We start from the raw sequence: 25,029 nt of genomic DNA, 5'->3' as shown, positions 1-25,029 counted from the left end.
CGAGGAGGAAAGCATATGAAGACAGTAGCAGTTAGTATTGTCACTCCCGACGGCCCAGTATGCGATTCTGAAGTATCAATGGTAGTCGCAAAAACAACTTCAGGAGAAATCGGTGTTCTTGCAGGCCATATTCCAATGGTTGCTCCACTTGCTATTGGGGCAGTGAAGTTAAAGCAAGCGAATGGTTCTACTGAGCTTGTTGCGGTAAGCGGTGGTTTCATTGAAATTCGTCCTGATAAAATTTCCATTTTAGCACCTTCTGCTGAAATTGCTGAAAATATTGACGTAAAACGTGCCAAAGAAGCCGTTAAACGTGCTGAAGGACGTATTCAAAATAAACAAGATGACATTGACTTCAAACGTGCCGAATTATCATTAAAACGTGCGTTGAATCGTATCAACGTTCATGAGGGTAATATTTAATATACTATGGAACGGACAGATTTTAGTGATCTGTCCGTTTTTTATGAATATAGGAGGATACCATATGGATGTTTACACAGAACTTGGCCAAGGAGCTGTATTAGGGATTGTATCGCATATATTTTTTATCGGCGTTACATTTTATGCACTGCAAGCATTGATGGTAGATAAGCTTTTCAAAAAGAATAAAGTATTTCAAATCCAATTGATGTATATTTTGTTGAGCATTGCTATTGGTTCAGCAGTATCCAATTTCTTCTTACAAATTTCTAAATGGTCGGGTAAATTACCTTATTTATTCTAAATGATGCTACATATTTCACAGGGCTATACAAGACAATGTGCAACCTTGTGAAATGTGTGGTAGTAGAATCAATAGCTGTCATTCACAAAAAAAAGAATGGCGCGTACTATAATAATAAGGAATATTATAATGAACCTTCAATCAGTGGAAATTTTTATCTTTACCAAGTATCTTTATGACTAATTGGTTTTTTTAATAATGGATTGTCCACATAAAATAGAGCGTTTTTCCTGAAATTTCGAAATGTGTATCTTACTATCTGTTCATGTGTGATAAAAAATAGTGATTTTGATGCTTGAACGACAGGGAAAAACGTTGTACTATTAAGTTGTTTGTTTACTAATTAATGACATTATACTTCTTTTTAAAATACAAATTTGATAAATTAATAGTTTGAATTCGGAGGGACATAAAGTGGAAAAAATAATTGTGACTGGTGGCGAAAAACTGCAAGGGAAGGTGCGTGTAGAGGGTGCTAAAAATGCAGTATTACCAATTTTAGCAGCTGCTTTACTTGCGTCTAAAGGAGAAAATGTAATTAGAGAAGTCCCTAATTTAGCAGACGTCTATACAATTAATGAGGTATTAAAAAGTCTAAATGCAGCAGTTACATATATACCAGAGGACAACTCAGTTTATATTGATGCGACAAATGAACTTTCAAGCGAAGCGCAATTTGAATTTGTGAGCAAGATGCGTGCTTCTATTTTAGTGATGGGCTCATTATTAGCTCGTAATGGTTATGCCCGTGTAGCATTACCAGGCGGTTGTGCGATTGGTTCACGTCCAATTGAATTGCATTTAAAAGGCTTTGAAGCGATGGGGGCAACAATTTCTTTTGGTCATGGCTATGTGGAAGCAAAAGCAACAGGACGCTTACATGGAGCAAATATTTATCTAGATTTCCCAAGTGTTGGTGCGACAGAAAACATTATGACAGCTGCTTCTTTAGCACAAGGCACAACAATTATTGAAAATGCAGCAAAAGAACCTGAAATTGTGGATTTAGCGAATTTTATTAACAGCATGGGTGGTCGTGTTATTGGTGCGGGTACAAACACGATTCGCATTGAAGGTGTTGACGCATTATATGGGACAGAGCATCATATTATACCTGACCGTATTGAAGCTGGAACATTTATGGTAGCAGCAGCAATTACAAGAGGGGATGTTACAATTGAAAATGCTGTGCCAGAGCATATGACAGCATTGATTGCTAAAATGCGTGAAATGGGCGTTGAGGTGACAGAGCTTGAAGAAGGTATCCATGTCAGCGTGCCAAACGGTTTAAAAGCGGTAGACATTAAGACGATGCCACATCCAGGTTTCCCAACAGATATGCAATCACAAATGATGGCATTAATGTTAACAGCACAAGGCACAAGTATTATTACTGAAACGGTATTTGAAAATCGCTTCATGCATGTAGAAGAGTTCCGTCGTATGAATGCGGGTGCTAAAATTGAAGGACGCTCTGTCTTTATTGAAGGACCTGTTAACTTGCAAGGAGCTGAAGTAATGGCAACAGACTTACGAGCAGCTGCTGCATTAATTTTAACAGGGCTTGTATCTGAAGGTATCACACGAGTGACAAAGCTACACCATTTAGATCGTGGCTACGTAAACTTCCATGGGAAATTAGCAGCACTTGGTGCAAATATTGAACGTATTGTAGATGAAAATCTGACTACAGTTGAAAAAGCAACACTGGAATTACAATAATGCTCCCAACCCTTCACTATGATGTGGAGGGTTTTCTTTATAGAGTTATTACATATTGTTGAAAAGACTAGCATATTATTTTGTATGAAAAAATGGATAATCAGTTTCGGAATGCTGTTGTTTATTAGTGTATTATATACAGTGCCTATTGTATTTAGTAAGTACATGTCAACGGAAAACACGAAATTTGCAACACCAAAAGCCTGCGAAATATGGATCAAGGTGGAGGGACAAGCAGAAAAGATACCATTGGAAACCTATATTACAGGCGTAGTTGCAGCAGAAATGCCTGTGTCTTTTGAGAAAGAAGCATTAAAAGCACAAGCGATTGCAGCACGAACATATGCTTTAAAATCGACAAACTATGGCAAAAAAGCGATTGTTCCTACTGTTACTAGACAAGTTTTTTATAATGAAGAGCAGCGAAAGGCGAATTGGGCAAGCGATTTCCCAGGAAATGAACGGAAAATTGTCGAAGCTGTTCAAGAAACAAAAGGACAGGTATTGCTCTATCAAAATGAATTAATTACAGCTATGTTCCATTCAACAAGTAATGGAAAAACAGAAAGTGCGTATGGCTATAGTGGTAATGATATTCCATATCTACAAACAGTGGACAGTAGCAGTGATCGTTCATCTCCTAAATTTACTGCATTGAAAGAATGGACATTAGCAGAATGGAATACACTTTGGCCTATTCAATGGCAGCCTGCTGATTTCAATCGTCTTCAATTCATTTATAATGATTCGGAACGAGTAGAACGTATACAGCTAGGTACGCACGTATGGACAGGACGAGAAGTACGCACACTATTACAAATTCCATCTACTGATTTTACACTTTCCTATAACTCAGCAAATGAAAAAGTGCAAGTATATACGAAGGGTTATGGGCATGGGGTAGGTATGAGTCAATATGGTGCAGAAGCGATGGCTAAGATAGGAAAGACAGCAACTGATATTTTAATGCATTACTATCAAGGTACTGAAATAAAAATGCTAGATACATGTTTAAAATAACTTCTAGTTGTTCACACTGCAACTAGAGGTGATGAAAATGAGAGAGGATAAAAATAACAAAACTTCTCAACACGGAAAAGGTCAATTACAAAAGAAACCATGGTTTTTACCAGCAGTTTATGCAGGAAGTGCACTGATGTTAGCAGGAATACTATTTGGTTACAATACTCTTGTATCAAAAGTAGAAGAGGCGCCATTGCCAAATGTAGCAGAGGTGGAACCAGGTCCTGTAGTTGAAACAAATGCACGTACAGAAACTATGAAGTATCCATTCAAAGAAGAGGCACTCAATAAAGTACAAATCGTACAGGAATTTTATGATGTAGAGGCGAGTGCTGAATCACAAGAAAAAGCCCTAATGGTATTTAATCAAACCTTTACAACATCGTCTGGTATTTCACTGGCAATGAATGGTGAAGAATTTGAAGTACTAGCAGCGCTGAGTGGAAAAGTAACTGAAGTCAAATTAGATGCATTTACAGGCAATCAAATTGTTATTGAACATCCAAATGGTCTACAAACACAGTATAGCTCTGTTAAAGACATTATGGTGAAAACAGGTGATGAGGTAACACAAGGGCAAGTACTTGGTAAAGCAACAGATAATGAGTGGAACCAAGCAGCAGGTGTTCATTTACATTTTGAAGTGCTTGAAAATGGGAACTACATTAATCCGAAAAAACGTCTAGGTTTTTAAGATTGCTTTAACTTGAGTAAGAAAGTGTTCTGAATTGCTTTGTCCTTACATAAGGTGAAGAAATGCGCTAATGCCAAAGCCATTTTGTGAAATTGTATGGAAAGGACGAAGAACGTGCATGAGCACATTCGGAAGCGCTGCATACGCCTCGGTGAATTATTGATTGAGACGCGTGAAACTGTGCGTGTCCTCGCGAAATTGACAGGCTATTCCAAAAGTACGGTACACAAAGATTTAACAGAGCGATTGCCAACGATTCATGAAGGCTTAGCTGAACAAGTGAAGGAAATTCTTGCCTATCATAAAGCCGTGCGTCATATTCGTGGAGGAGAGGCAACAAAAAACAAATGGAAAGAAAGAACGAGTCAAAGCTGATTCGTTCTTTTTTGATATACATAAATAACTTAAAATGGGTAAGGAAAAAACGATGTATAACTCGTATCTTTTCACACTAAATCTAGGTGAAATTACCAATGAAATATGATAAAATATTCTAGATAAAGATATAAAATGAACGTTATGTGATGGAACTGGCGGGAAGGAGAAACTACAGAATGTTTTCAAAAGATATTGGGATTGACTTGGGAACGGCAAATGTATTAATTCACGTAAAGGGGAAAGGGATTGTTTTAAACGAGCCATCTGTTGTAGCAATTGATAAAAATACAAATAAAGTATTAGCAGTTGGGGAAGAAGCTCGTCAAATGGTTGGACGTACGCCAGGAAACATCATAGCAATCCGTCCATTGCGTGATGGTGTTATTGCAGATTTCGATGTAACAGAAGCGATGTTAAGACATTTTATCAATAAATTAAACTTAAAAGGCTTTTTAACAAAGCCACGTATTTTAATTTGTTGTCCAACAAATATTACAAGTGTTGAACAAAAAGCGATTCGTGAAGCAGCAGAAAAATCAGGCGGCAAAAAAGTATACTTAGAAGAAGAACCAAAAGTGGCAGCAATCGGGGCTGGTATGGACATTTTCCAACCAAGCGGTAATATGGTTGTAGATATTGGTGGTGGAACAACAGATGTTGCGGTTTTATCAATGGGGGACATTGTAACAAGCGAATCTATTAAAGTTGCTGGTGATGTTTTTGATAATGATATTCTACAATATATAAAAAAAGAGTATAAATTACTGATTGGTGAACGTACAGCGGAGTCTATTAAAATGACAATTGGTACAGTCTTTAAGGGTGGTCGACAAGATTCCATGGAAATTCGTGGACGAGATATGGTAACAGGTTTACCACAAACGATTACGATTCATTCACATGAGATTGAACAGGCATTACATGAATCTGTGGCAATGATTGTGCAATCTGCGAAAAATGTTTTAGAAAAAACACCGCCAGAGTTATCAGCAGATATTATTGACCGTGGCGTAATTATTACAGGTGGTGGAGCGTTATTACATGGTATGGACCAGCTATTAATTGAAGAGTTGAAGGTTCCTGTATTTGTGGCAGAGCGTCCAATGGATTGTGTAGCAATTGGTACAGGTATTATGTTAGAAAATATTGATCAAGCCCCGGCTTCACTATAAAGGCAAAATGGGCGAAAGGCACTTTTACATTTTGCTAAAAATCAATTGAGGTGATTTCTTTGTTTAAAGGGTTTTATACAGTAGCGACAGGTATGATTGCACAGCAAAGACGCACGGAATTATTAACAAATAACTTATCCAATGCTAATACACCAGGCTTTAAGGCAGATCAGTCAACGATTCGCTCTTTTCCTGATATGCTGATGTCAAGTGTAGGCAAAACGAATGCCCAAGCTAAGCAGCAAATAGGTGCACAATATATGAATCAGGTGGGTGCATTAAATACAGGTATTTATATGCAAGAGACATTACCAAATTACGGACAAGGTCAAATTTATGAAACAGATGCAACAACAGATATGGCTTTAATCGATGGTACATTACCTCAAAATGAAGATGGTGTAGCAGGATCGATTTTTTTCCGTTTAGCACATCCAAATGGCGGGGAAGCCTATACACGTAATGGGAATTTCACTTTAGATGGACAAGGATATTTAGTTAATGGACAAGGGCTATATGTTTTATCAGATGCAGGTCAACGTATTCAACTACCAAACGATGATTTTCGTCTCGATGAAAGTGGAGCAATTTATGTAGAAAATCAACAAGTGGCACGTGTAGGTGTATCATTTGCAGAAAATCCGAACATCCTAAGAAAAGAAGATAATGGCTTACTGCGTTTAGAAGATGGCGGAAATTTACCGACAGCATATGGAGCAAACGGCGTAACTTTTGGATTACGTCAAAAATTTCTTGAAAACTCCAATGTAGATTCTGGACGTACGATGACGGATTTAATGACAGCTTATCGAGCATTCGAAGCAAATCAAAAAGTATTGCAAGCCTATGACCGTAGTATGGAGAAGGCTGTTAACGAAATCGGAAAAGTATAGTGGGGGTGTTTGCTAAATGTTACGCACAATGATTACTGCAACAAATACAATGGGACAGTTACAAAATAAACTCGATACAATTAGTAATAATATTGCTAACAGTAATACACATGGCTACAAAAAAAGAGAAGCGACATTCAATGAGCTGCTCTATCAACAATTTAACAATGATAAACAAGATCGTGCTGAACGTCAAACACCAGTCGGTATTCGTTACGGTGTAGGGGCAATGCTTGGACAAATTCAAATTAATCAAAAGCAAGGCTCACTTCAAACAACAGATCGAGATCTTGATTTAGCATTCACAACACCAAAACAATATTTTAACATTTTAATGCCAGAAGGTGAAAATGGCACAAGAACAGTGTATACTCGTCAAGGTGACTTTTATTTATCTCCTTTAAATAACGGAACAGCAATGGTCGTGAATGCAGATGGCTATCCATTAGCTGATGCAGCAGGTCAAGCTATCACATTGCCTGAAAATGTTCAAAACTTTGCTGTACGTACAGAAGGTGTATTAGAGGCAACATATGCAAATGGTGATGTGATTCGCACAGATTTAGCTGTAACAGAGCTACAAAAACCACAGCTAATGGAGCATATTTCAGGTACATATGTGGGGTTGCCAAATAATCTAGCAGAACTTGGCTATACACAAGCTGAAGTTGTCACGCAATTAGTTGGAGCAAATCGTCAGCAAATTGGACTGCAAAGCGGTATGTTAGAAATGTCTAATGTTGATTTATCAAAAGAGATGACAGATATGATTCAAACACAGCGTGCGTATCAATTTAATTCAAGAGCTGTCTCGATGGCTGACCAAATGCTTGGTTTGATTAATAGTATTCGCTAAGTAAGATGTAAAGAAGGAGTACAATTTATGGTAAATGATTCACGTCGACGTTCTGTGCCGACACAAGAAACCGATACTATGCCACCAGAAGAGAAGAAACGTCGATCAAATGGAGAGCAACGAGAGGTTCGTTGGGTGCAAATACGACTGATTCCAATTTGGCTACGTGTTGTACTGATTCTATTATTAATATGTGGAGCAGCATCTTTAGGTGCCATGTTTGGTTATGGTGTGATTGGTGGAGGAGATGCCACAGATGTTTTCAAAAAAGAAACATGGCAGCATATATTTGATATTATGAATGGTAAAGAATAAAAAGATTCTTTACCATTTATACACTTTGGAGGGAAATACATGTTAAGTGCAGAACAAATTCAAGCAATTTTACCACATCGCTATCCATTTTTATTTGTTGATCGCATTGTGGAGTTAGAAGAAGGTAAACGTGCGGTAGGCATTAAAAATGTGTCTATAAATGAAGATTTCTTTAATGGACATTTCCCAGGTTATCCTGTCATGCCAGGTGTATTAATCGTAGAAGCATTGGCACAAGTAGGTGGTGTCGCTTTATTAAACGCAGATGAATTTAAAGGTCGTTTAGCCTTTTTGACAGGTATTGATAATTGTCGCTTTAAACGTCAAGTAGTACCTGGTGACCAACTGCGTTTAGAGGTAGAGTTTGTTAAGCTACGTGGAGCAATGGGAAAAGGTCATGCGATTGCTACTGTAGATGGAGAGCTTGTGTGTGAAACGGATATTTTATTCGCCATTGGTCCTGTACAACCAAAATAGGTGTATTTGCAATTATAGGTTAAAAGTTATAAAATGATATTGGTCAAATTGTGAAAAAGTAATGAAGTTTTACTAAATGATTGAGAGTTGAATGAGGTTTTTAAAACGTAGGAGGATTATATAAGATGTATAAGGATTTGTCTTCAGGTGTTAAAATTAGCATTACACGTTCGATTTCTACATCCTTTGAATCATACTTAGCGAGTATTGGATGGGATGAGGAGCGCTTTTCAATGGAAGACTTCGTCGCAAGCTGGCAAGCCTATTTTCAGGAAAATGCAGCATGGGTTGATAAAATTCCAGCAGATGTCTTGATGAGTACAGAATTCCATCAAGAAATGGCGCAAAAAATCGATGAGGTCATTGCTAAAATTTTAAATGAAGAACCGACAGCCAAGCAGGTGGCAACAATCGAGGAATTACAAAAAGAGCTAGGTACTAACTATAGCTACGATTGTAAGGCAGAAGCAGCCTACGTTGAACAAATGCTAAAAGAAAAACAAAAATAGTCGGATAGTTCCCTTCTTTCTCGGGCAATCTATGTAGGAGCACAAATGCACATGTTGTATTTGCTGACATAGACTCAAGGAAGGAGGGCTTTTTTATGTGGAAACTGTCACTTTTGACAATGCTTCTTGCAACAATGCTTCTTGGTGGGTGTAACTGGGGCAATCGAGCAGCGGAGGAAGTCAATGAAGATGTTCGTCGAGGCGTTGACAAGGTAGAGGATGTAGTAGACCCTGATAGACGAGATGACGATGCGTATAATCGTAATGTAGATGGTGTAGACCGTCGCATGTTGAATGACAACGACCGTGTCGTCCCAGAAGCTACGCCGCCTGCGAATGTAGATGGTACAACAGTGCCAAATACAAATGGTGTACAACGTAATGATACAGTCATTGAGGAAGATGTTGTAGAAAAGAAAGTAGATATCGATAAGCAAAATAATGTGAATACACGATAACTTCAAACTGCGCGGTTTTTACTACAGGTAATGAACAAAAGGGCTACTAAGTGAGCCCTTTTTTGCATACTGTTAATAACCGTAAATGCTAATCATTTTTTAATTTCGGGCGCTTTTTCATGTCTTGTGAGAAGCGTTCCAGCAAATCAGCTAAAGGAACTCCTTCATCTAGCAATTCCATGAGTAATCGCTCCGCATACTTAGAACGTTGTGCTTTCAATGTACCCTTTAACAAAATCGATATATGTTCTCCAATTTCTTGCACTGCATGTACAACTACCTGAAATGGTGCTGGTTCATTGTCAGGAGAAGAAATCACAGCTCGGGCATTGAAAACTGTAGCATTCTGTAAGAGGTCATCGAAGGCTATCCGATATTGCCGATCCATAAATAATTCGAGAATCCAGGATTGATGACTATTTTCTTGATTGATGATAATACCATCGACTAACGGAAATGTTTGTAGACCATCCTCTGTAACAAGATCGAAGGTAAGCATTTTAAATGTTTTCATATATGTATCTCCCTCCAGGTCATTCGTATAGTAAGTATACCACTGAAACATACAAAATTACATATTTCAACAAATGGTCTTACTTGTTACAGTGAGAAGCATGGACGTATCCAAAGAACTAAAAATATTGTTATTTATATAGTATAAAATGAAATTGTTTGCCGTGAAATACCTTTAAATTTTAAAAACCGAATTTTGCCAGTCTTGACCTCGCTGCTGTAAGATGAAGACAGTTTCAGGGAGGGAGGTGAAAAGATGAATCAAGTCGGACTTGTGGGCAGACTAACAAAAAATCCAGAGTTGCGTTATTTATCAGGCAATCGTATACAAACACATTTTTCTTTAGCGATTAACCGAAATTACAAAAATAGTCATGGAGAGATAGAGGCAGACTTTATTCTTTGTGCAGCATGGGGAAAGCTAGCAGAGCGTATCGTCAAATATTGTGGTAAAGGTTCTTTAATTGGTGTGAATGGTCGTATGCAATCTCGTTCATTTATCAATGAGCACAATACAAAAATTTTTATGACAGAGGTAGTAGTGGAAGATGTTCGATTTTATCAATTGAAGAAAAATGCTGACGATGGAGCTGTTGTTGATGAACAAGAAGGCTTGAAAGATTTTGTATTGCCAACAGAAGATGAGCAATTACCAATCGTCTAATGTTAGCTAACGGGGCAAGTGAATTATTGTCAAATCCGCCATTCTCCCATAAACTTGCACCGTGATAAATAAATTGAAAGGAGCGTGGAATGTCTAATAACTGCTGAGACCGCACAGCAATGTGAAATAGATAAAGAAAAATAGAAGTGATAAGTACTGGGGTATAAGTAACAAAAAACCACCATTTTTGATTTGAAAAATAGTGGTTTTTCCTTCGCTATATTACAAACTTAGTGTCATTAAATCTCGAAGTTCTTCATCTTCTAATGCTGTAAGCCACTGTGTTGATTGAATAAGCTCTTCAGATAAAGAAGATTTCTGCGTTAAAATTTTATCGATTTTTTCCTCAATTGTACCGATTGTAATAAATTTATGCACTTGTACAAATTGTGTTTGCCCAATTCGATAAGCTCGATCGGTTGCTTGATTTTCTACGGCTGGATTCCACCAACGATCTGCATGTAAGACATGATTAGCAGCTGTTAAGTTTAAGCCTGTGCCACCAGCCTTTAAAGAGAGTATGAAAATAGGGAAATCACCTGCTTGAAAAGCCTCTACTAAGCGGTCACGTTGCTGCTTAGGCATTGAGCCCGTTAAAAACGGCGCTTCGATTTGATATAGCTCATTTAAACAATGCTGTAGTAATTGTCCCATACCGATATATTGCGTGAAAATAAGGCATTGCTCACCATTGTCCACGATTTCAGCCGACATGTTTACAATATGTTCCAATTTTGTAGAGCGTAAAAGCATGGTTTTGGCATCCTCAAATGATTCTTTTAAATATAAAGCAGGATGGTTACATAACTGTTTTAATTTACTAAGCATTTTTAAAACATGTCCCTTTTTTTGCAAGCCAGTCAGTTGTTCAAGCTGCTCTAACGTTTCTAAAATATAACCTTCATACAATGCTGCTTGCTCTGTCGTTAATGGACAATACTCATGTATCTCTTGCTTATCAGGTAGATTAAGCTGTAGCTGTGGGTCACGTTTTGTACGACGCAATAAAAATGGTTGAATTTTTGCTCGTAGCTTCTGTTTATGTGTGAAAGAGTCATCACGTTCAATTGGTAAAATAAATTCCTCGTTGAAGCGATTAAAACTTCCTAGATAGCCCTTATGGATAAAGTCAAAAATCGCCCATAATTCAGATAAACGATTTTCTACAGGTGTTCCTGTTAAAGCAATATGATGTGTGCCATGTAATTTTCGGATGGCTCTTGATTGCAATGTCTGCATATTTTTAATGTTTTGTGCTTCATCTAAAATAATGGTTGCCCATTGAATTGATTGTAAGAAATCAGCATCTTGGGAAACTGTTCCATAGGTAGATAAAATAATCTGTGGCTTTTCTTGTGCAATCAATTGTTGAAATGACTCACTTTTTGCTCTTGTTGTTTGATAATGTGTATGCACGACTAATGTAGGAGCGAAACGAGCCAATTCCTTTTGCCAATTGCCAAGCACAGATGTTGGACAAATGACAATAGACGGCTGTTTTGTATCAAGTGTCTCATAAAGGTGGAGCAAATAAGAGATGAGCTGGATGGTTTTACCCAATCCCATATCGTCAGCTAAACATGCACCAAAATGTTGCTCACGCATAAAAACAAGCCATTCAAAGCCTTCTTGCTGATAGGGACGCAAATCGGTCTGTAAAGCTGGCGGGCATGGAATGGATGGGAGCCCTTTCTTCTCTTGTAACTGTTCTAAATAGGCTTTTAATGATTGTTGTAACTCAAATGTGAATAGTGGATCGTCTTGCAAATCATCCTCTTCCTCAAGCGGGATAGATAAATCTTCTGGAAGCTCACGGAATAGCAATTCACGGACGGTCCAACTTTCTTCCTCGGCTTGCTGCATTAAATTGCGCATTTCTTGCAACCAATTGGCATCGACTCTAAACCATTCTGTGCCAATGCGAATAAATTCACGTTGTTCATCCACTAATTTTTTGAATTGCTCAGGTGAAATTTGTTGACCATTCATAGAAAATTGCCATTTGAACGTTAAAATATCATCTAAACCTGCAACCTTCTTTGTAGAGACATTTCCAGTATTGACACGTACACGCATTTTAGAGGGCTTTAAGTTTTTCAACCATGCAGGGAGAACAACATCAAAGCCAAGTGCTTGCAATCGTGCTAAATCTTCACGTAAAAATTGGCGTACTTGTGCATCTTCTAACATAGACCGAATGAAAATATCACTCTGCAAATTTTCGATGGATAGAAGTTCAACAATCTGCTCTTGTTGTTGTTCAATTGTTGTTGCGAAACTTTGCCATTTTGCAGGCAATGCCTCTAAAATAGGCAACTGCTGTTTACGTATAGCAGGTGTCCAATAGTTTTTCGTTGTTGGTGTACTAAGCACCGTCTCTAATAACCAAACATTTGTATCTTCCTCAGGTTCACTTAAACGCAAGGAAGTAGTGATAGCACCTTCTGAACGGTCCTGAGCGAGTGGCCATCCACCATGTTGGAAAAATGGCAGTAATTTTGGCAAGTCTGTTGGCAAAAGACCGACATGGGCAAGCTTTTGCTGGACAGCTATCGTTAATAGAGCCGTATCTACATCATCGATTGTAAAGGACAAGGAATGCTCTGTTACAGTTGCATAAGACCAAAGCTCCTCATGTTGCCAAAAAGGTTGTAAAGCCATTATTTTTTCTAGCCATTGCTTACTTTCATCAGTATGACCACGCCATTCGATAAAAGGATGTCTATATTGTGCTGAAAAAATATCAAGAAGCTCTGCTGTTGATACTTCAATCGCATCATTGAAGCGCTTCGTTAAAAGACCATAATAATTTGCTTCATATTTATAAAATAAAGAAGAAACTAGTGTATCGATATCGAGTTTTGTATCCGTTGCAGTAAAGCCCTGTAATGTAAAGCAATCCTCTTGTGCCACATCAATTTGTAGCTGAAATGTCTTTGAAAATGGGGAAGGAATATGGTTGATTGTCATAATAAATTTCCTTTCTCAATTTCTTCTTGTAAGGCGCGAAGTCGTTTGAATTCTGCAGAAATTGTCTGCATATAATTTTCAAAGTAAGTCATTTTGCCAGCACGTTTGGCTACAGTACGCATACTTTTCCAAATTCGTACAGCCTGTTTATAGTTCATGCGTGATTTTTGTGCAATTTCTGCTATAGCATATTGATGATATAGTGGTAAGGCTGTTGCAGGTGCTAGTTGTACAATATCTTTTAAGCCACACATTTCTAAATAAGCAAGAGAAGTCGGATTGAGTTGATGTAATGCTACCCATTCATGATAACGTCCTTTTTTTAATAAAAAGGAAGAAAATGGCTGTAGCCCATGTACACCAAAAGCATGATACAATGCGACTTCTTCTGCTTCAGTTAATTCGATATTTTCCATTAACATTTGCACATGTTTTACGGCATCGGCTCTTTGTGATGGTGAAGCATTTTGCAAAAAGTCTTCAATAAACGGAAGAATAGCTTGTAGGATAATGGTTTGTGCCTGTGTCTCACCAATTGTTTTCGCTAACAAAGCTAATTGTGCGAGCACAGGAAATTGCTGTACAGTGATGTGAAGGAGGCTACTACGCAGTGCTTCTTCATTTTGTAATAAAATATAAAATAATTGTTTAACAGGTTCGAATACAGGATCATCAAATTGATTGATAATAGATAATTCCTGTTCACGACGAGGCTTTTCATAAAAAAGAGATGACCACAGCGATATATATAGCTGTAATCGATTTTCAAACAACCATTGTCGCTCTAGTAAAATTTCACGGATTAAAACTTGAATAGCATCATAAAATGGATCTGTTGCAAAGAGCCGCGAGCGATTCGTTAGCTCGGCTAAAGTATCTTCTACAGCGTATATGCTTTGTTTCACAAAAGTTCTCATATAATAATTGTCCCATGAGTGACCATGTGTTTCGTTCAAGTGTTTCCACATTGTATTTACAATAGACAATTCCATAAATAGCATATAGAGTGGTTGCCATTCACGTTCAAATGGTAAATGCCGTTTTAATCGTTCTAATATATCGATACGCATAGCAGGAAGCGAAAATGATTCTACTATCTTGCCAGGTGGGAGCATACGTTTCGTTACTTCATCCACCATCAAACGCCAATTTTCTGGTGTACGCTCATCTGCTAACGTTTTTAAATGTATTGATTTTTGAGCACGCCAAGCACTTGACCAGTTTTGAACAGATTCAAAATGCTGATAAAGAGCAAGCAATGCCCCTAGTTGATGTCTACACCATTTTATTTGAGGACAGCTACAATGCAATGTTTGCTGAAGAAAATCAATTTCTACAGAAGCGGGTCTGACATCCTGTACACCTGCATATAGTATAGAGCTTGCTCCGTTAAAGCGTTCAAAAATAATGGATTTATTGCGCACTGAAAAAACAGCACGACGCACTAATTCCTCATCTTCTGTTGAGGATGGATGTAAAGCCTGTTCAGCCTCTTGTAATTTGGTCAAGACAAATTGGCGATGTTCGTTCGCTAATTGTGCTATCGATAATGCCATAACCTCATTCCTTTCTATCAATGTAAAAAAGGCTGTCCTTCCATTATACGACAAAAAGGAATGGATGATAAGCGGAATACAATCAAAGCTAAAAAATGACTTTAAAATAAGAAAAAAGGATTAACAAGTAAATGACTTTGTGTTAAAATCTGAATAATCAGATAATTAAGGGGGTATTCATTATGATGCAAGTACAATATATGAAGCCATTTTATACAAAAATCACTGGTGATAAACTTCGGCTTGTCTTTGCCTATCAATATTTCTCTATTTTAAAAGAGGAAGAAATTTTTCATTTTATTCCGATCGAAGGTAAAGAGATGATTATTAATTTGCACACACAGCAAATCGAAAATTTATCTGAAGTATTTGTATTTCAAAAGGGCAATCGCTTTATTCGATTACCACTGTATCAACTATTGTTAATCACAAATGTACATGAGCACTTATCTCCGATTTTGGAAAGCATTGTACCTCCACAAGAAATTGTAGTAGAAACGACTGTTAATGTAGGGGAGATTGATCAACTGCTAGCAGAGTTAGAGCAACGAAATTTCGATTATTTAATTGACCAGGCACTGTTAACGAAAAATCAAGCACTCTTTTTTGAACTGTTGAATACACAAAACAATCAACTCGGAGGTTTTGAAAATTGAATACATGCTCTTTACAGTAAGCACCTGCTTTTCAATAATGAAAAATAGGTGCTTTTATCTTGCTTTAATAAATCCCATTGCTTATATAGTTGACAATATCTATTTAATTTAGCACGCTTTAGGGTGAATAAAAATAAGATAGAGCCGATAAAAAGGATGGATGGTGATAAAATGATGGGGAAACGTTCAGCAAAGAAACTACCGATTTTACGAATTGCAATTGGCTATCCTATCAATCAAGTTGACGGGGAAGCTGGAGGATTAGCCATTTTAGAAAAGATACATGCCCAGGTTCGAGGGCTACATATAGCCATGAAAAACATACAGGATGGCATTGCACTGATTCAAATAATACAAGAAGCACTAAATGAGATACATGTGTGTATACAAAATATGCGTGAATTAGCGATAGAGGCAGCAAGTGATACATTGACAGTCACTGATCGTGAGCAATGTGAATTAGATTTTCAAAAGTTACAATATCAAATTCAATGTATTTCTACAGATACCCATTTTAATAAAAAAGCTTTGATTAATGGAGATTATGTGGATGGTGGTTTGAAAATTCATGTTGGAGCCAATTCAGGGCAAAATATAGAATTACATATTAATGATATGGGTGTGAGGGCATTAGCTATTGACCATGCCTCTGTGGGACTTTGGGAATATGCGGACCAAGCAATCAACACAATGGATGCTGCTTTGAATAAAGTATCTTATGAACGTACTCGATTAGAGACCTATCAAAATTGGTTGGAACGTACGGGAAACAGCCATCAGAAGACAATGGCACAATTACAAGACACGGAGTTGCACTTGCAAGACATCGGTGTGCGGATTCGGGAAATTAAATCACGTATTCGTCATACATATGTGGCCAATAAAAGAATGGAGCGAATACGCTTAAAATTGATTTTGCGTATTAGTCAAACGATGCTTGTGTTACATATGCAAAAGGCACATACAACGGTAAAAGCATTGGAACAGGTGATGATGAAAGGTCCAGAACATTAATAATGGTAAACATGGAGAGGGAGTGAGCAAGTGTTAGGAAAATGGTCTGCAACAGGTATGTCTATTTTGAATAATATGAATCGGCATTACGGTGCAATGAATAAGGCAATGCTCCGTATCTCTTCAGGTTATCGTATTAATAGTGCTGCTGATGATCCAGCAGGCTTAGCTATTTCAGAAAAAATGCGTGCTCAAATTAGAGGATTAAATATGGCTGCTAAAAACATACAAGATGGTATTTCACTGGTACAAACAGCAGAAGGTGCATTAAATGAGACCCATGCTATTGTACAACGAATGAGAGAGCTGTCTGTTCAAGCTGCTAATGATACATTAACAGATGATGATCGTCAAAAATTAGATTTAGAATTTCAAGAATTAAAAAAGGAAATTCAACGTATTTCAAGGGATACAGAATTTAACACGAAACCTTTGTTGAATGGTGAGCATTCTAGCAATGGGATTAAAATTCAAGTAGGAGCAAATGCAGGGCAAAATATTGAGCTACAAATGGGCGATATGGGCTCTAGTGCATTAGGATTAGATAATGCCTCGATTGCTACACGGGAAGAAGCGGATAAAGCCATTGGGACGATGGATGACGTATTGAAAAAAGTATCCCTGCAACGTGCACAATTAGGCGCATATCAAAATCGTTTAGAGCATGCCTATAATGTCACTGTCAATACGGCAGATAATTTGCAAGCTGCTGAATCACGTATTCGTGATGCCGATATTGCCAAAGAAATGATGAATATGGTGAAGGCACAAATTTTAATGCAGGCAAGTCAATACGTGCTGGCACTTCATATGCAACAAGCACAATCCATTTTGAAATTGCTGGATAGCGGTACAATGAGGGGTTCCCGATAGTGAAGGGAGCTCCTTTTTTGCATACCTGTTGTAAGCTTTTTATCTAGACAAAATGAACCAATATTTTGTAAATAACTATGTGAATGAAACCAATAATGTGTCAGAAACGTTAAAAACAATAAATTGGTTCACACTTTCAATTGAAAGATGTATACTATATTGCAGTATCATTACACGTTGTTGAAAACGGAAGGAAGAGTAGAAAATGACGAAATTAATTTGTGTCGTGGGGCTTGGCTATATTGGTTTACCAACAGCCGTTATGTTTGCCAATCACGGCGTAAAAGTACATGGGGTAGATGTAAACCCAGCAGCAGTAAAAAGTATTCAAGAGAAGCAACTGCATATAGAGGAAACAGGCTTACAGGACCGTTTAAATAAAGCAGTAGACGAAGGATTTTTAACAGCATCGACAACACCGCAGGAAGCAGATGTGTTCATCGTGGCTGTTCCATCGCCAATTAACCCAGATAATACAGCGAATCTAGAATATGTACGTCAGGCAACAGCGTCTATCGTACCTTATTTGAAAAAAGGCAATCTTGTTATTTTAGAATCAACAGTACCACCGAAAACAGTGGAAAACATTATGATGCCAGAGCTAGTGAAAGCAAATTTAGAATTTGGACTTGAGTTATTTGTAGCGCATTCACCAGAACGTGTGATTCCAGGACGTATTTTTGAAGAACTAGTCAATAATGATCGTATCGTTGGTGGGATAGATGAAAAATCAGCACTGATGACAAAAGAACTGTATGAAACGTTTGTGAACGGTACGATTCATTTAACAGATGCTACAACAGCGGAATTAGTAAAGGTAATGGAAAACACATACCGTGATGTCAATATCGCCTTTGCGAATGAACTAGCTAAATTAGCGGAGACGTTAGAAGTGAATATTTGGGAAGCGATTAAATTTGCGAACTACCATCCACGTGTAAATGTCCATTTCCCAGGACCTGGTGTCGGAGGTCACTGTATCGCAGTAGATCCATGGTTCCTAGTGGAGTTAGGTGGCGAGCAGGCACAAATGATTCATTTGTCACGTAATACAAATGATAGTATGCCAAGCTACACTGCACAAAAAACACAAGCTATTTTAAATCAAAATAAAATTGCAGGTGGTAAAGTAGCGGTTTTAGGACTAGCCTTCAAAGGGAATGTAGATGATATGCGTGAAAGTCCGTCAACGATTGTCATTACGGAATTGCAAAATCTCGGTCTAGACGTTATTTCCTATGACCCACATATTAAAGAAAATAAACATGCTACACAAACACAAAGCTTAGAAGAAGCGACAAAAGATGCGGATATTATTGTGGTGTTAACAGATCATAATGAATTTAAAGCATTAAATCCAGCCGATATAACAGCAACATCAAAAATCGTGTTCGATACAAAAAACTGCTTACAGCGTGATGCATGGGAAGAGGCTGGCTATCAGTTCCATCTATTAGGGGATGCGAAAAACCGATGAAAGAAACTGTACTAGGCATTCAAGTTAATACAGAAGGCTATGATGAATTAATGAATATGGCTTTTGAACGTATTGATAAAAAACAAAAGGCGCTCGTTGTAGCCATTAATCCAGAGAAGATTATAAAGGCAAAGGAAGATCCTGCACTAAAAAAATTGCTCAATGAAGCCGAATTTCAAATTCCCGATGGTATTGGCGTTATTCTGGCCTCGAAAATTCAAAAAGGGCAAATTCGTGAGCGTGTAACAGGTGTCGATATGATGATGAAGCTATGTGAGGAAGCCGCAAAGCGTGGTAAGCCTGTTTTCCTTTATGGTGGGAAACCAGGTGTAGCAGATGCAGCCAAAGCAAAGCTTGAATCATTATTTCCTTCTATTAAAATAGTTGGTGTTCAGGATGGCTATGAAAAAGATGAGCAAAAAGTCATGGCACGTATTAATGAAGTAAAGCCTGATATTTTATTTGTCGCAATGGGCAGTCCGAAACAAGAGAATTGGATTAATGCTAATAGAGAACAATTATATCCAACAATTTATCAAGGTGTCGGTGGCTCCTTTGATGTACTTGCAGGTACAGTCAAACGAGCACCTGCTATTTTTCAAAAATTTGGTCTCGAATGGTTGTATCGTTTAATGAAAGAACCTAAGCGTATCAAGCGTCAAATAGCATTACCGTTATTTTTACTAGAGGTTGCTAAACAAAAGCGTCAATAATTTTTAAAAAATGGTATTGCCGTTTTAAAATGAAAGTGTTAGACTGTTGGTGTATAGGAATTTCCTCTATGAAATATTATAGAATTCCCTGCAAGGAAACAACGGTTGGTAGCCCAAGCGAAAAAAGCTCAAGCATTTCGATGCTTGGGCTTTTTTCGTGCATCGGAAAATTGTTTTTCCTTACAAAATCGGCTAAACTAAAGGAAAGTGGAGGGATGTCAATGAAAGCAAATATTCAGCATAAAGCAGTGTGTTTTCTTTGTATTTGAGCGACCCTGAACGATTAATTGATGTGTATAATGCCATTCAAAACGAGAACTATGCACTAGATACGTCTATTGAGATCAACACCTTAGAAAATGTCTTGTATAAAGACCGTATCAATGATGTGTCCTTCGTGTTGGACAATAAATTCATAGTGCTAATCGAACACCAATCCACCATTTGTGAGAACATGCCATTAAGATTATTACTGTACATTGGGCGCTTGTATGAGAAAATGACAACGAATGAAAATATTTATGGAAGAACACCTATTCCGCTAGAAGCTCCTGAATTTCTTGTTTTGTACAATGGGCATGAGAATGTACCGAAAGAGGAAATCCAATACTTATCTGACGTATTCAAAGAAATACACTGGAATTAGCAGTGAAAGTGATTAACATTAATTATGGACAGAATGATGAAGTATTAGAGCGAAGTAATACTTTGAAACAATACGGATTTTTCATCTATAGAATTCAGCATCATGAAAACGAGGGTTTGTCATTAGAAGATGCTATCCATCAAGCAATGCAAGATTGTGAACGTGAAGGAGTTATGCAAGACTTTTTAAAAGAACACGGGAGTGAGGTGGAGAATATGCTAATCCATGAATGGAATTTAGAAAAGCAACTGCGATTGAGTGAGGAAGAAGGAAGAAAAGCAGGGATAGAAGTTGGCAGACAAGAAGGAAGACAAGAAGGAAGACAAGAAGGTAAACAAGAAGAAAAAGTTGAAATGGCAATGAAACTCATAGCAGCAGGGATGGCAGATTCTTTTATCACACACATAACAGGTTTAACCGTTGAACAAGTTAAAGCACATCGCCTGTAGTATCTAAGAGTACAAAGAGCTATACAAGTTTGAAACATCACATGAATTATTGAAAATGGATTTATACCAACAGAATTGGTGTAAATCCGTTTTTTGTTTCAGATAGGTACGAATAGTTACTATAATTCGGATTCTTCTGTTTATGTAGTATGATTTTAGAAATACTTGAACATTTTATGATTCCCTCTAATCATTTTAAAAAATTTTTCAGTTTTCACTTGAAAAATGAGGGAAGATAGATAACAATGTTAAAAGAGAGTTAGCAATCTTACTTTTTCGGAAACAAAATAGAAAGTTTCCCAAAATATGATTGACAACTTTTAGGGATACCACTATACTTTTATGTGTAGTTGTTTATTTACTGCATCACTATGTAGTAAAAACATTATTATTTTCGAACTTAGAGGAGGAAATTTTTCTATGGCTAACCAACCAAAGAAATACAAAAAATTCGTAGCTACGGCTGCTACAGCTACTTTAGTAGCTTCAGCTATCGTACCAGTGGCTTCTGCAGCAGGATTATCTGATGTAGCAGGTAACGATCATGAAGTAGCAATCAACGCACTTGTTGATGCAGGTATCATCAATGGGTATGCTGATGGCACATTCAAACCAAACCAAACTATCACTCGCGGTCAAGTTGTTAAACTATTAGGTCGTTGGTTAGAAGAGCAAGGTTATGAAATTCCAGCTGATGCAACTTCAAAAGCACGCTTCAACGATTTAGCTACTAACTCAGCTGATGCTGAATTAGTAAAATATGCTGCACTTGCTAAAGATGCAGGCGTATTCGCTGGTTCTAACGGTAACTTGTTAGCAGCTCAAAACATCACTCGTGGTCAAATGGCATTAGTACTTACTCGTGCTGTTAAAGAAATCGCTGGTGTTGATTTAATCGCTGAGTACAAAGAAGCTGGTTTCGTAACAGAAATCACTGACCTTGACAAAGCAACTGCTGAACAACGTCCAGCTATCGTTGCTTTAGAAGCATTCGGTCTTACAAACGTTTCTAACTACCGTCCAACTGAAAACTTAACTCGTGGTCAATTCGCTTCATTCTTATACCGCACAATCAACAACGTACTTGACGTTGAAGTTGGTGGCGTTGTAGGCGTAAAAGCAATTAACAACACGACTGTTGAAGTAACGTTTGAAGACGAAGTTGAAAACGTACAAGCTCTTAACTTCTTAATTTCTGATTTAGAAGTGAAAAACGCAGCTGTAAAACAATCTAATAAAAAAGTAGTTGTATTAACTACTGCAGCTCAAAAAGCTGATCAAGAATACACTGTATCTTTAGATGACGAAAAAGTTGGTTCATTCAAAGGTATCGCAGCTGTAATTCCAACAGCTATCAAAGTGGTTGAAGAATCACAACAAAATGTACTTGGTGCACAAGTAACTGTAAAAGCACAAGTAACTGTAGCTGAAGGTCAATCTAAAGCAGGTATTCCTGTAACATTCAATATCGTTTCTACACAAAATGGTAGCAACAACCCAAGTGGTGCTTTAAACCCAGCAATCGTTGCTGAAGCAACAACTGATGAAAACGGTGTAGCAACTTACACTTATACTCGTTATGCTTCAACTGCTCAACAATTAGCAACTAGCGATGAAGTACAAGCATATGCAACTGGTAATGCAACTTTACGTTCATTCGCTAAAGTGTACTGGGCAGCAATTCAACCATTAACAATTACTGAAGTAACTGAAGGTAACACTATTAATAATGGTGCGAAAAAAGTTTACAAAGTAAAAGTAGCTCTTGATCATGCTGAATATAATGGTACTACAACAGTAATCGATGGTAAAACTTATGCGTCTGGTAGCTATGTAAACATTGCTTTCGAGGAAAACTTAAACGTAACTCCTGATAAAGCAGTTAAATCTGTAGATGTAATTGATGCAAACGGCGTAAGCTTAGACTACCCAGGTCAATTCACGACTTCTTTAGGTGGTCAAAACTATGCAAACACTAAAGTGGTAAAACTTAAAGTAGATTCTAAAGGTGAAGCAACTTTCACTTTATCTGGTAGCAACGGTAAAGTAACACCTATCGTATTCGTTGACCAAAAAGAAAACCCAACGAACGCTTCAGGTCAATATGGTCGCTTCAACCCAACTGAGTTATTTGCTAAAGCTCCAACAGTAGACTTCAGCAAAATCCAAAACTTAGGTTTAACATTAACTTCTGAAGGTACTAAAGATGCAGCAGCTTACCGTACTTTACCAATATTTGCTGGTAAAGATGCTAATTCATCTGCAAGTGTATTCAGCTATAGCGATGCAGATAAATTTGCAACAGACCTTGAAAATACGGGTGGACGTGACTACAAAGCTGTATTAACAGATAAAGCAGGTAAACTTGCTCCAGCTGGTACAGTTGTAAAAGTATCTGTAGCAAGCGGTTCAGCTTTAAAAACAACTGGTCCAGTATTCTTAGTTGATAACAACCGTAAAGTTGTTTACCAATTAAACAATGCTAAATCAACTGAAGAGTTCGCTTTAGCTACTAATAGCAAAGGTGAAGTTTCATTCACTTTATTTGGTAATAAAGATAGCTATGCAACACCAACTGTATTCGTTGAAACTGGTGACAGCACTGGCTTAGATAAAAACGACCTACAACAAGTTGGCGAAATTGCTTACTTCGGTGATGTAAGAATTACTACAGCTAACTTAACTGTAAATGGTAAAAAAGAAGCTACTTCTACTGTATCACAGTCTGCTACTTTCTCTTACCAAACAGTTGACCAAAACGGCAAATCTTACTTCAAAGGTGGAACTGCTGCTGATGAATTCAATGTAAACTTCCAAGTGGATACTACGTTTACAGCAGCACAAGTGTATGATGCAAAAACAGGTGCACTATTAGGTACTGTAAACCAAGGTAGCGCTGGTTCTGGTAGCTACACTCTAAAAACAACTGGTGGCGTTGCAGCTATTAAAGTTGTTTCTACAAATGGTAACACAGTAAGCGTACACGCTACTTCTGCAGGTTTACCAAGTCTATCTGCTTCAGCTTACTTCGATAAAGTAACAACTGAAGGTATTGCAGCTGGTCAATCAGTTACTGGTAAAGTAGTTGCTGTAGATAAAGATAACAAACGCCTATTACTTTCTAATTCTACTGGTTCAGTAGTATATGAACTTTCATATGACGATTCAGATCTTTTTGTACAATCTGAAAAAGTAATTGCAGATACATTTAAAAGTCATTTATCTGTAGGTGAGGAAGTAACATTCACTCAAGCAACAGATACAACTAAAAAAGTGTTTAAAAATACTAATCTTAATTCTGGTTTAGTAGAATTAAAAGAAAATGTTAAACTTGTATTATCATATGATAACTCTGTATATGATTTTAATACAGCTGTAGCTCCAGCAGTAGCAAAAGGTGTAATCGGAAAAGCTGCAACTAAAACAGCTTCTATCGAAATCCAAGGTAACAATGTAACTCTTAAAAACCTTACATTAGAAGGTAACCTAGAAATTACAAATAAAGTGAAAAATGATTCTACTTTAGATAACGTTACTGTAACAGGTACAACTACTGTTAACGGTGGAGATGGTAACACATTTACTGCTAAAGATTCTACATTAAATCTACTGTTCCTAAATATCAAAGAGCATATTGCTTTAGATAACACTACAATTACTGAATTAATTGCTAAAGTAACTGGTTCTACTGTAACAGGTACTGGTACAGTTACTGATGTTACTACAGTAAATGGAGTTACTGCTCCAGTATTTACTGGTGTAACTCAAACTAATCCAGCAACTCCAGAAGTACCATTTACTGCTACTGTAACAACAACTTCTGCAGACACTGTGAACTTCACATTTGCTGCTAATGTTACAGCTGCTATCACATCTGTAACTGGTGGTACTGTAGGAACAACTTCTGGTGATACTGTAACAGTAACATTTGCTCCAGTATTAGCTGGTGGTCAAGTAGTAACTGTAGTAAGCAACGGTAAAACTTATACTGCTACTTACACTGCAGGTGCATCTACATTAGTATTCTCTCGTAAATACTAATCAACATAGTATATTACGTTTGGGTATAAAAACTGTGGTAAATCTAGTTTATCTAGATTTACTGCAGTTTTTTATTTTCACAAAGGAGAGTACTTTTATCAAAGAATGAATAAATATTAAAAGGTAGAGGCGCTGATTTAATAGCATTTCTGCTTTTTGAATTTAGTTTCATTGAGCTCATGATACAATTGAATAAATAATAAAGTACAAATTGATTAAAGATATAGGAATTA

25 protein-coding genes are annotated in these 25,029 nt (G+C 37.3%); 22 read left to right on the top strand and 3 right to left on the bottom strand.

Annotated elements, in window-relative coordinates; genetic code table 11:
* The first annotated feature begins 15 nt into the window (after nt 1-15).
* The 13 genes from OPF91_RS05225 (at nt 16) to OPF91_RS05165 (ending at nt 9,224) form a co-directional block, all read left to right on the top strand.
* Nucleotides 16-423 (top strand): F0F1 ATP synthase subunit epsilon, encoded by a 408-nt coding sequence (locus OPF91_RS05225; RefSeq protein ID WP_264987632.1) that lies wholly within the window; start codon nt 16-18, stop codon nt 421-423.
* 64 nt (nt 424-487) lie between these two features.
* Nucleotides 488-727 carry a DUF1146 family protein gene (locus tag OPF91_RS05220; RefSeq protein ID WP_264987631.1) on the top strand — a complete coding sequence of 80 codons (240 nt, stop codon included), beginning with the start codon at nt 488-490 and terminating at the stop codon, nt 725-727.
* Between the two features lie 414 nt (nt 728-1,141).
* A complete protein-coding gene (gene murA / locus OPF91_RS05215) occupies nt 1,142-2,449 on the top strand; it encodes a UDP-N-acetylglucosamine 1-carboxyvinyltransferase (RefSeq protein WP_264987630.1) in 1,308 nt (435 codons plus the stop codon).
* Between the two features lie 84 nt (nt 2,450-2,533).
* Nucleotides 2,534-3,469, top strand: a complete 936-nt coding sequence (gene spoIID, locus OPF91_RS05210) for a stage II sporulation protein D (RefSeq protein WP_264987629.1) — start codon at nt 2,534-2,536, stop codon at nt 3,467-3,469.
* Nucleotides 3,470-3,506: 37 nt separating this feature from the next.
* A complete protein-coding gene (locus OPF91_RS05205) occupies nt 3,507-4,166 on the top strand; it encodes a M23 family metallopeptidase (protein ID WP_264987628.1) in 660 nt (219 codons plus the stop codon).
* A gap of 114 nt (nt 4,167-4,280) precedes the next feature.
* Nucleotides 4,281-4,541 (top strand): sporulation transcriptional regulator SpoIIID, encoded by a 261-nt coding sequence (locus OPF91_RS05200; protein WP_264987627.1) that lies wholly within the window; start codon nt 4,281-4,283, stop codon nt 4,539-4,541.
* 179 nt (nt 4,542-4,720) lie between these two features.
* Nucleotides 4,721-5,716, top strand: coding sequence for a rod shape-determining protein (locus OPF91_RS05195; RefSeq protein WP_264987626.1), 996 nt, complete (start codon nt 4,721-4,723; stop codon nt 5,714-5,716).
* 59 nt (nt 5,717-5,775) lie between these two features.
* Nucleotides 5,776-6,609 (top strand): flagellar hook-basal body protein, encoded by an 834-nt coding sequence (locus tag OPF91_RS05190; protein WP_264987625.1) that lies wholly within the window; start codon nt 5,776-5,778, stop codon nt 6,607-6,609.
* Nucleotides 6,610-6,625: 16 nt separating this feature from the next.
* On the top strand, nt 6,626-7,465 hold the full coding sequence (locus OPF91_RS05185) for a flagellar hook-basal body protein (RefSeq protein ID WP_264987624.1): 840 nt from the start codon (nt 6,626-6,628) through the stop codon (nt 7,463-7,465).
* Nucleotides 7,466-7,492: 27 nt separating this feature from the next.
* Nucleotides 7,493-7,780 (top strand): DNA-directed RNA polymerase subunit beta, encoded by a 288-nt coding sequence (locus tag OPF91_RS05180; protein ID WP_264987623.1) that lies wholly within the window; start codon nt 7,493-7,495, stop codon nt 7,778-7,780.
* Nucleotides 7,781-7,819: 39 nt separating this feature from the next.
* Complete coding sequence (gene fabZ, locus OPF91_RS05175; protein ID WP_264987622.1) at nt 7,820-8,257, top strand: 3-hydroxyacyl-ACP dehydratase FabZ; 438 nt, start codon at nt 7,820-7,822, stop codon at nt 8,255-8,257.
* Nucleotides 8,258-8,382: 125 nt separating this feature from the next.
* Nucleotides 8,383-8,766, top strand: a complete 384-nt coding sequence (locus OPF91_RS05170; RefSeq protein WP_264987621.1) for a hypothetical protein — start codon at nt 8,383-8,385, stop codon at nt 8,764-8,766.
* Between the two features lie 95 nt (nt 8,767-8,861).
* Nucleotides 8,862-9,224 carry a hypothetical protein gene (locus tag OPF91_RS05165; RefSeq protein WP_264987620.1) on the top strand — a complete coding sequence of 121 codons (363 nt, stop codon included), beginning with the start codon at nt 8,862-8,864 and terminating at the stop codon, nt 9,222-9,224.
* An 88-nt stretch (nt 9,225-9,312) separates the two neighbouring features.
* Here the strand turns inward: OPF91_RS05165 and OPF91_RS05160 are convergent, their stop codons facing one another.
* Nucleotides 9,313-9,738: a YwpF family protein gene (locus tag OPF91_RS05160; protein WP_264987619.1), complete on the bottom strand. Its 426-nt coding sequence runs from the start codon at nt 9,736-9,738 to the stop codon at nt 9,313-9,315.
* Nucleotides 9,739-9,993: 255 nt separating this feature from the next.
* Here OPF91_RS05160 and OPF91_RS05155 point away from each other — a divergent pair, with 255 nt between their 5' ends.
* On the top strand, nt 9,994-10,401 hold the full coding sequence (locus tag OPF91_RS05155) for a single-stranded DNA-binding protein (protein ID WP_264987618.1): 408 nt from the start codon (nt 9,994-9,996) through the stop codon (nt 10,399-10,401).
* 222 nt (nt 10,402-10,623) lie between these two features.
* On the opposite strand, the gene OPF91_RS05150 is transcribed toward OPF91_RS05155, so the two are convergent.
* Nucleotides 10,624-13,371: a DEAD/DEAH box helicase gene (locus OPF91_RS05150; protein ID WP_264987617.1), complete on the bottom strand. Its 2,748-nt coding sequence runs from the start codon at nt 13,369-13,371 to the stop codon at nt 10,624-10,626.
* A complete protein-coding gene (locus tag OPF91_RS05145; protein ID WP_264987616.1) occupies nt 13,368-14,927 on the bottom strand; it encodes a hypothetical protein in 1,560 nt (519 codons plus the stop codon). Before OPF91_RS05145 ends, OPF91_RS05150 begins: the two co-directional genes overlap by 4 nt.
* 182 nt (nt 14,928-15,109) lie before the next feature.
* Here OPF91_RS05145 and OPF91_RS05140 point away from each other — a divergent pair, with 182 nt between their 5' ends.
* From OPF91_RS05140 to OPF91_RS05105, 8 genes are all read left to right on the top strand, one after another.
* On the top strand, nt 15,110-15,583 hold the full coding sequence (locus OPF91_RS05140; protein ID WP_264987615.1) for a transcriptional regulator: 474 nt from the start codon (nt 15,110-15,112) through the stop codon (nt 15,581-15,583).
* A gap of 171 nt (nt 15,584-15,754) precedes the next feature.
* Complete coding sequence (locus OPF91_RS05135; RefSeq protein ID WP_264987614.1) at nt 15,755-16,597, top strand: flagellin N-terminal helical domain-containing protein; 843 nt, start codon at nt 15,755-15,757, stop codon at nt 16,595-16,597.
* 30 nt (nt 16,598-16,627) lie between these two features.
* Nucleotides 16,628-17,470: a flagellin N-terminal helical domain-containing protein gene (locus OPF91_RS05130; RefSeq protein ID WP_309297409.1), complete on the top strand. Its 843-nt coding sequence runs from the start codon at nt 16,628-16,630 to the stop codon at nt 17,468-17,470.
* Between the two features lie 205 nt (nt 17,471-17,675).
* The gene (locus OPF91_RS05125) at nt 17,676-18,947 is read left to right on the top strand and encodes a nucleotide sugar dehydrogenase (RefSeq protein ID WP_264987613.1); all 1,272 of its coding nucleotides are present in this window, start codon (nt 17,676-17,678) and stop codon (nt 18,945-18,947) included.
* Nucleotides 18,944-19,660: a WecB/TagA/CpsF family glycosyltransferase gene (locus OPF91_RS05120; RefSeq protein WP_264987612.1), complete on the top strand. Its 717-nt coding sequence runs from the start codon at nt 18,944-18,946 to the stop codon at nt 19,658-19,660. The genes OPF91_RS05125 and OPF91_RS05120 overlap by 4 nt, the downstream gene beginning before the upstream one ends.
* Nucleotides 19,661-19,919: 259 nt before the next feature.
* On the top strand, nt 19,920-20,306 hold the full coding sequence (locus OPF91_RS05115) for an RpnC/YadD family protein (protein WP_264987611.1): 387 nt from the start codon (nt 19,920-19,922) through the stop codon (nt 20,304-20,306).
* A gap of 2 nt (nt 20,307-20,308) precedes the next feature.
* Entirely contained in the window at nt 20,309-20,755 is a 447-nt protein-coding gene (locus OPF91_RS05110) for a hypothetical protein (RefSeq protein WP_264987610.1), read from the top strand.
* A 420-nt stretch (nt 20,756-21,175) separates the two neighbouring features.
* Nucleotides 21,176-24,796 (top strand): S-layer homology domain-containing protein, encoded by a 3,621-nt coding sequence (locus OPF91_RS05105; RefSeq protein WP_264987609.1) that lies wholly within the window; start codon nt 21,176-21,178, stop codon nt 24,794-24,796.
* Nucleotides 24,797-25,029: the final 233 nt, after the last annotated feature.

Source organism: Lysinibacillus piscis (assembly GCF_026012395.1).
Classification (GTDB): domain Bacteria; phylum Bacillota; class Bacilli; order Bacillales_A; family Planococcaceae; genus Lysinibacillus; species Lysinibacillus piscis.
This window is presented reverse-complemented; position numbering and strand designations above follow the sequence as displayed.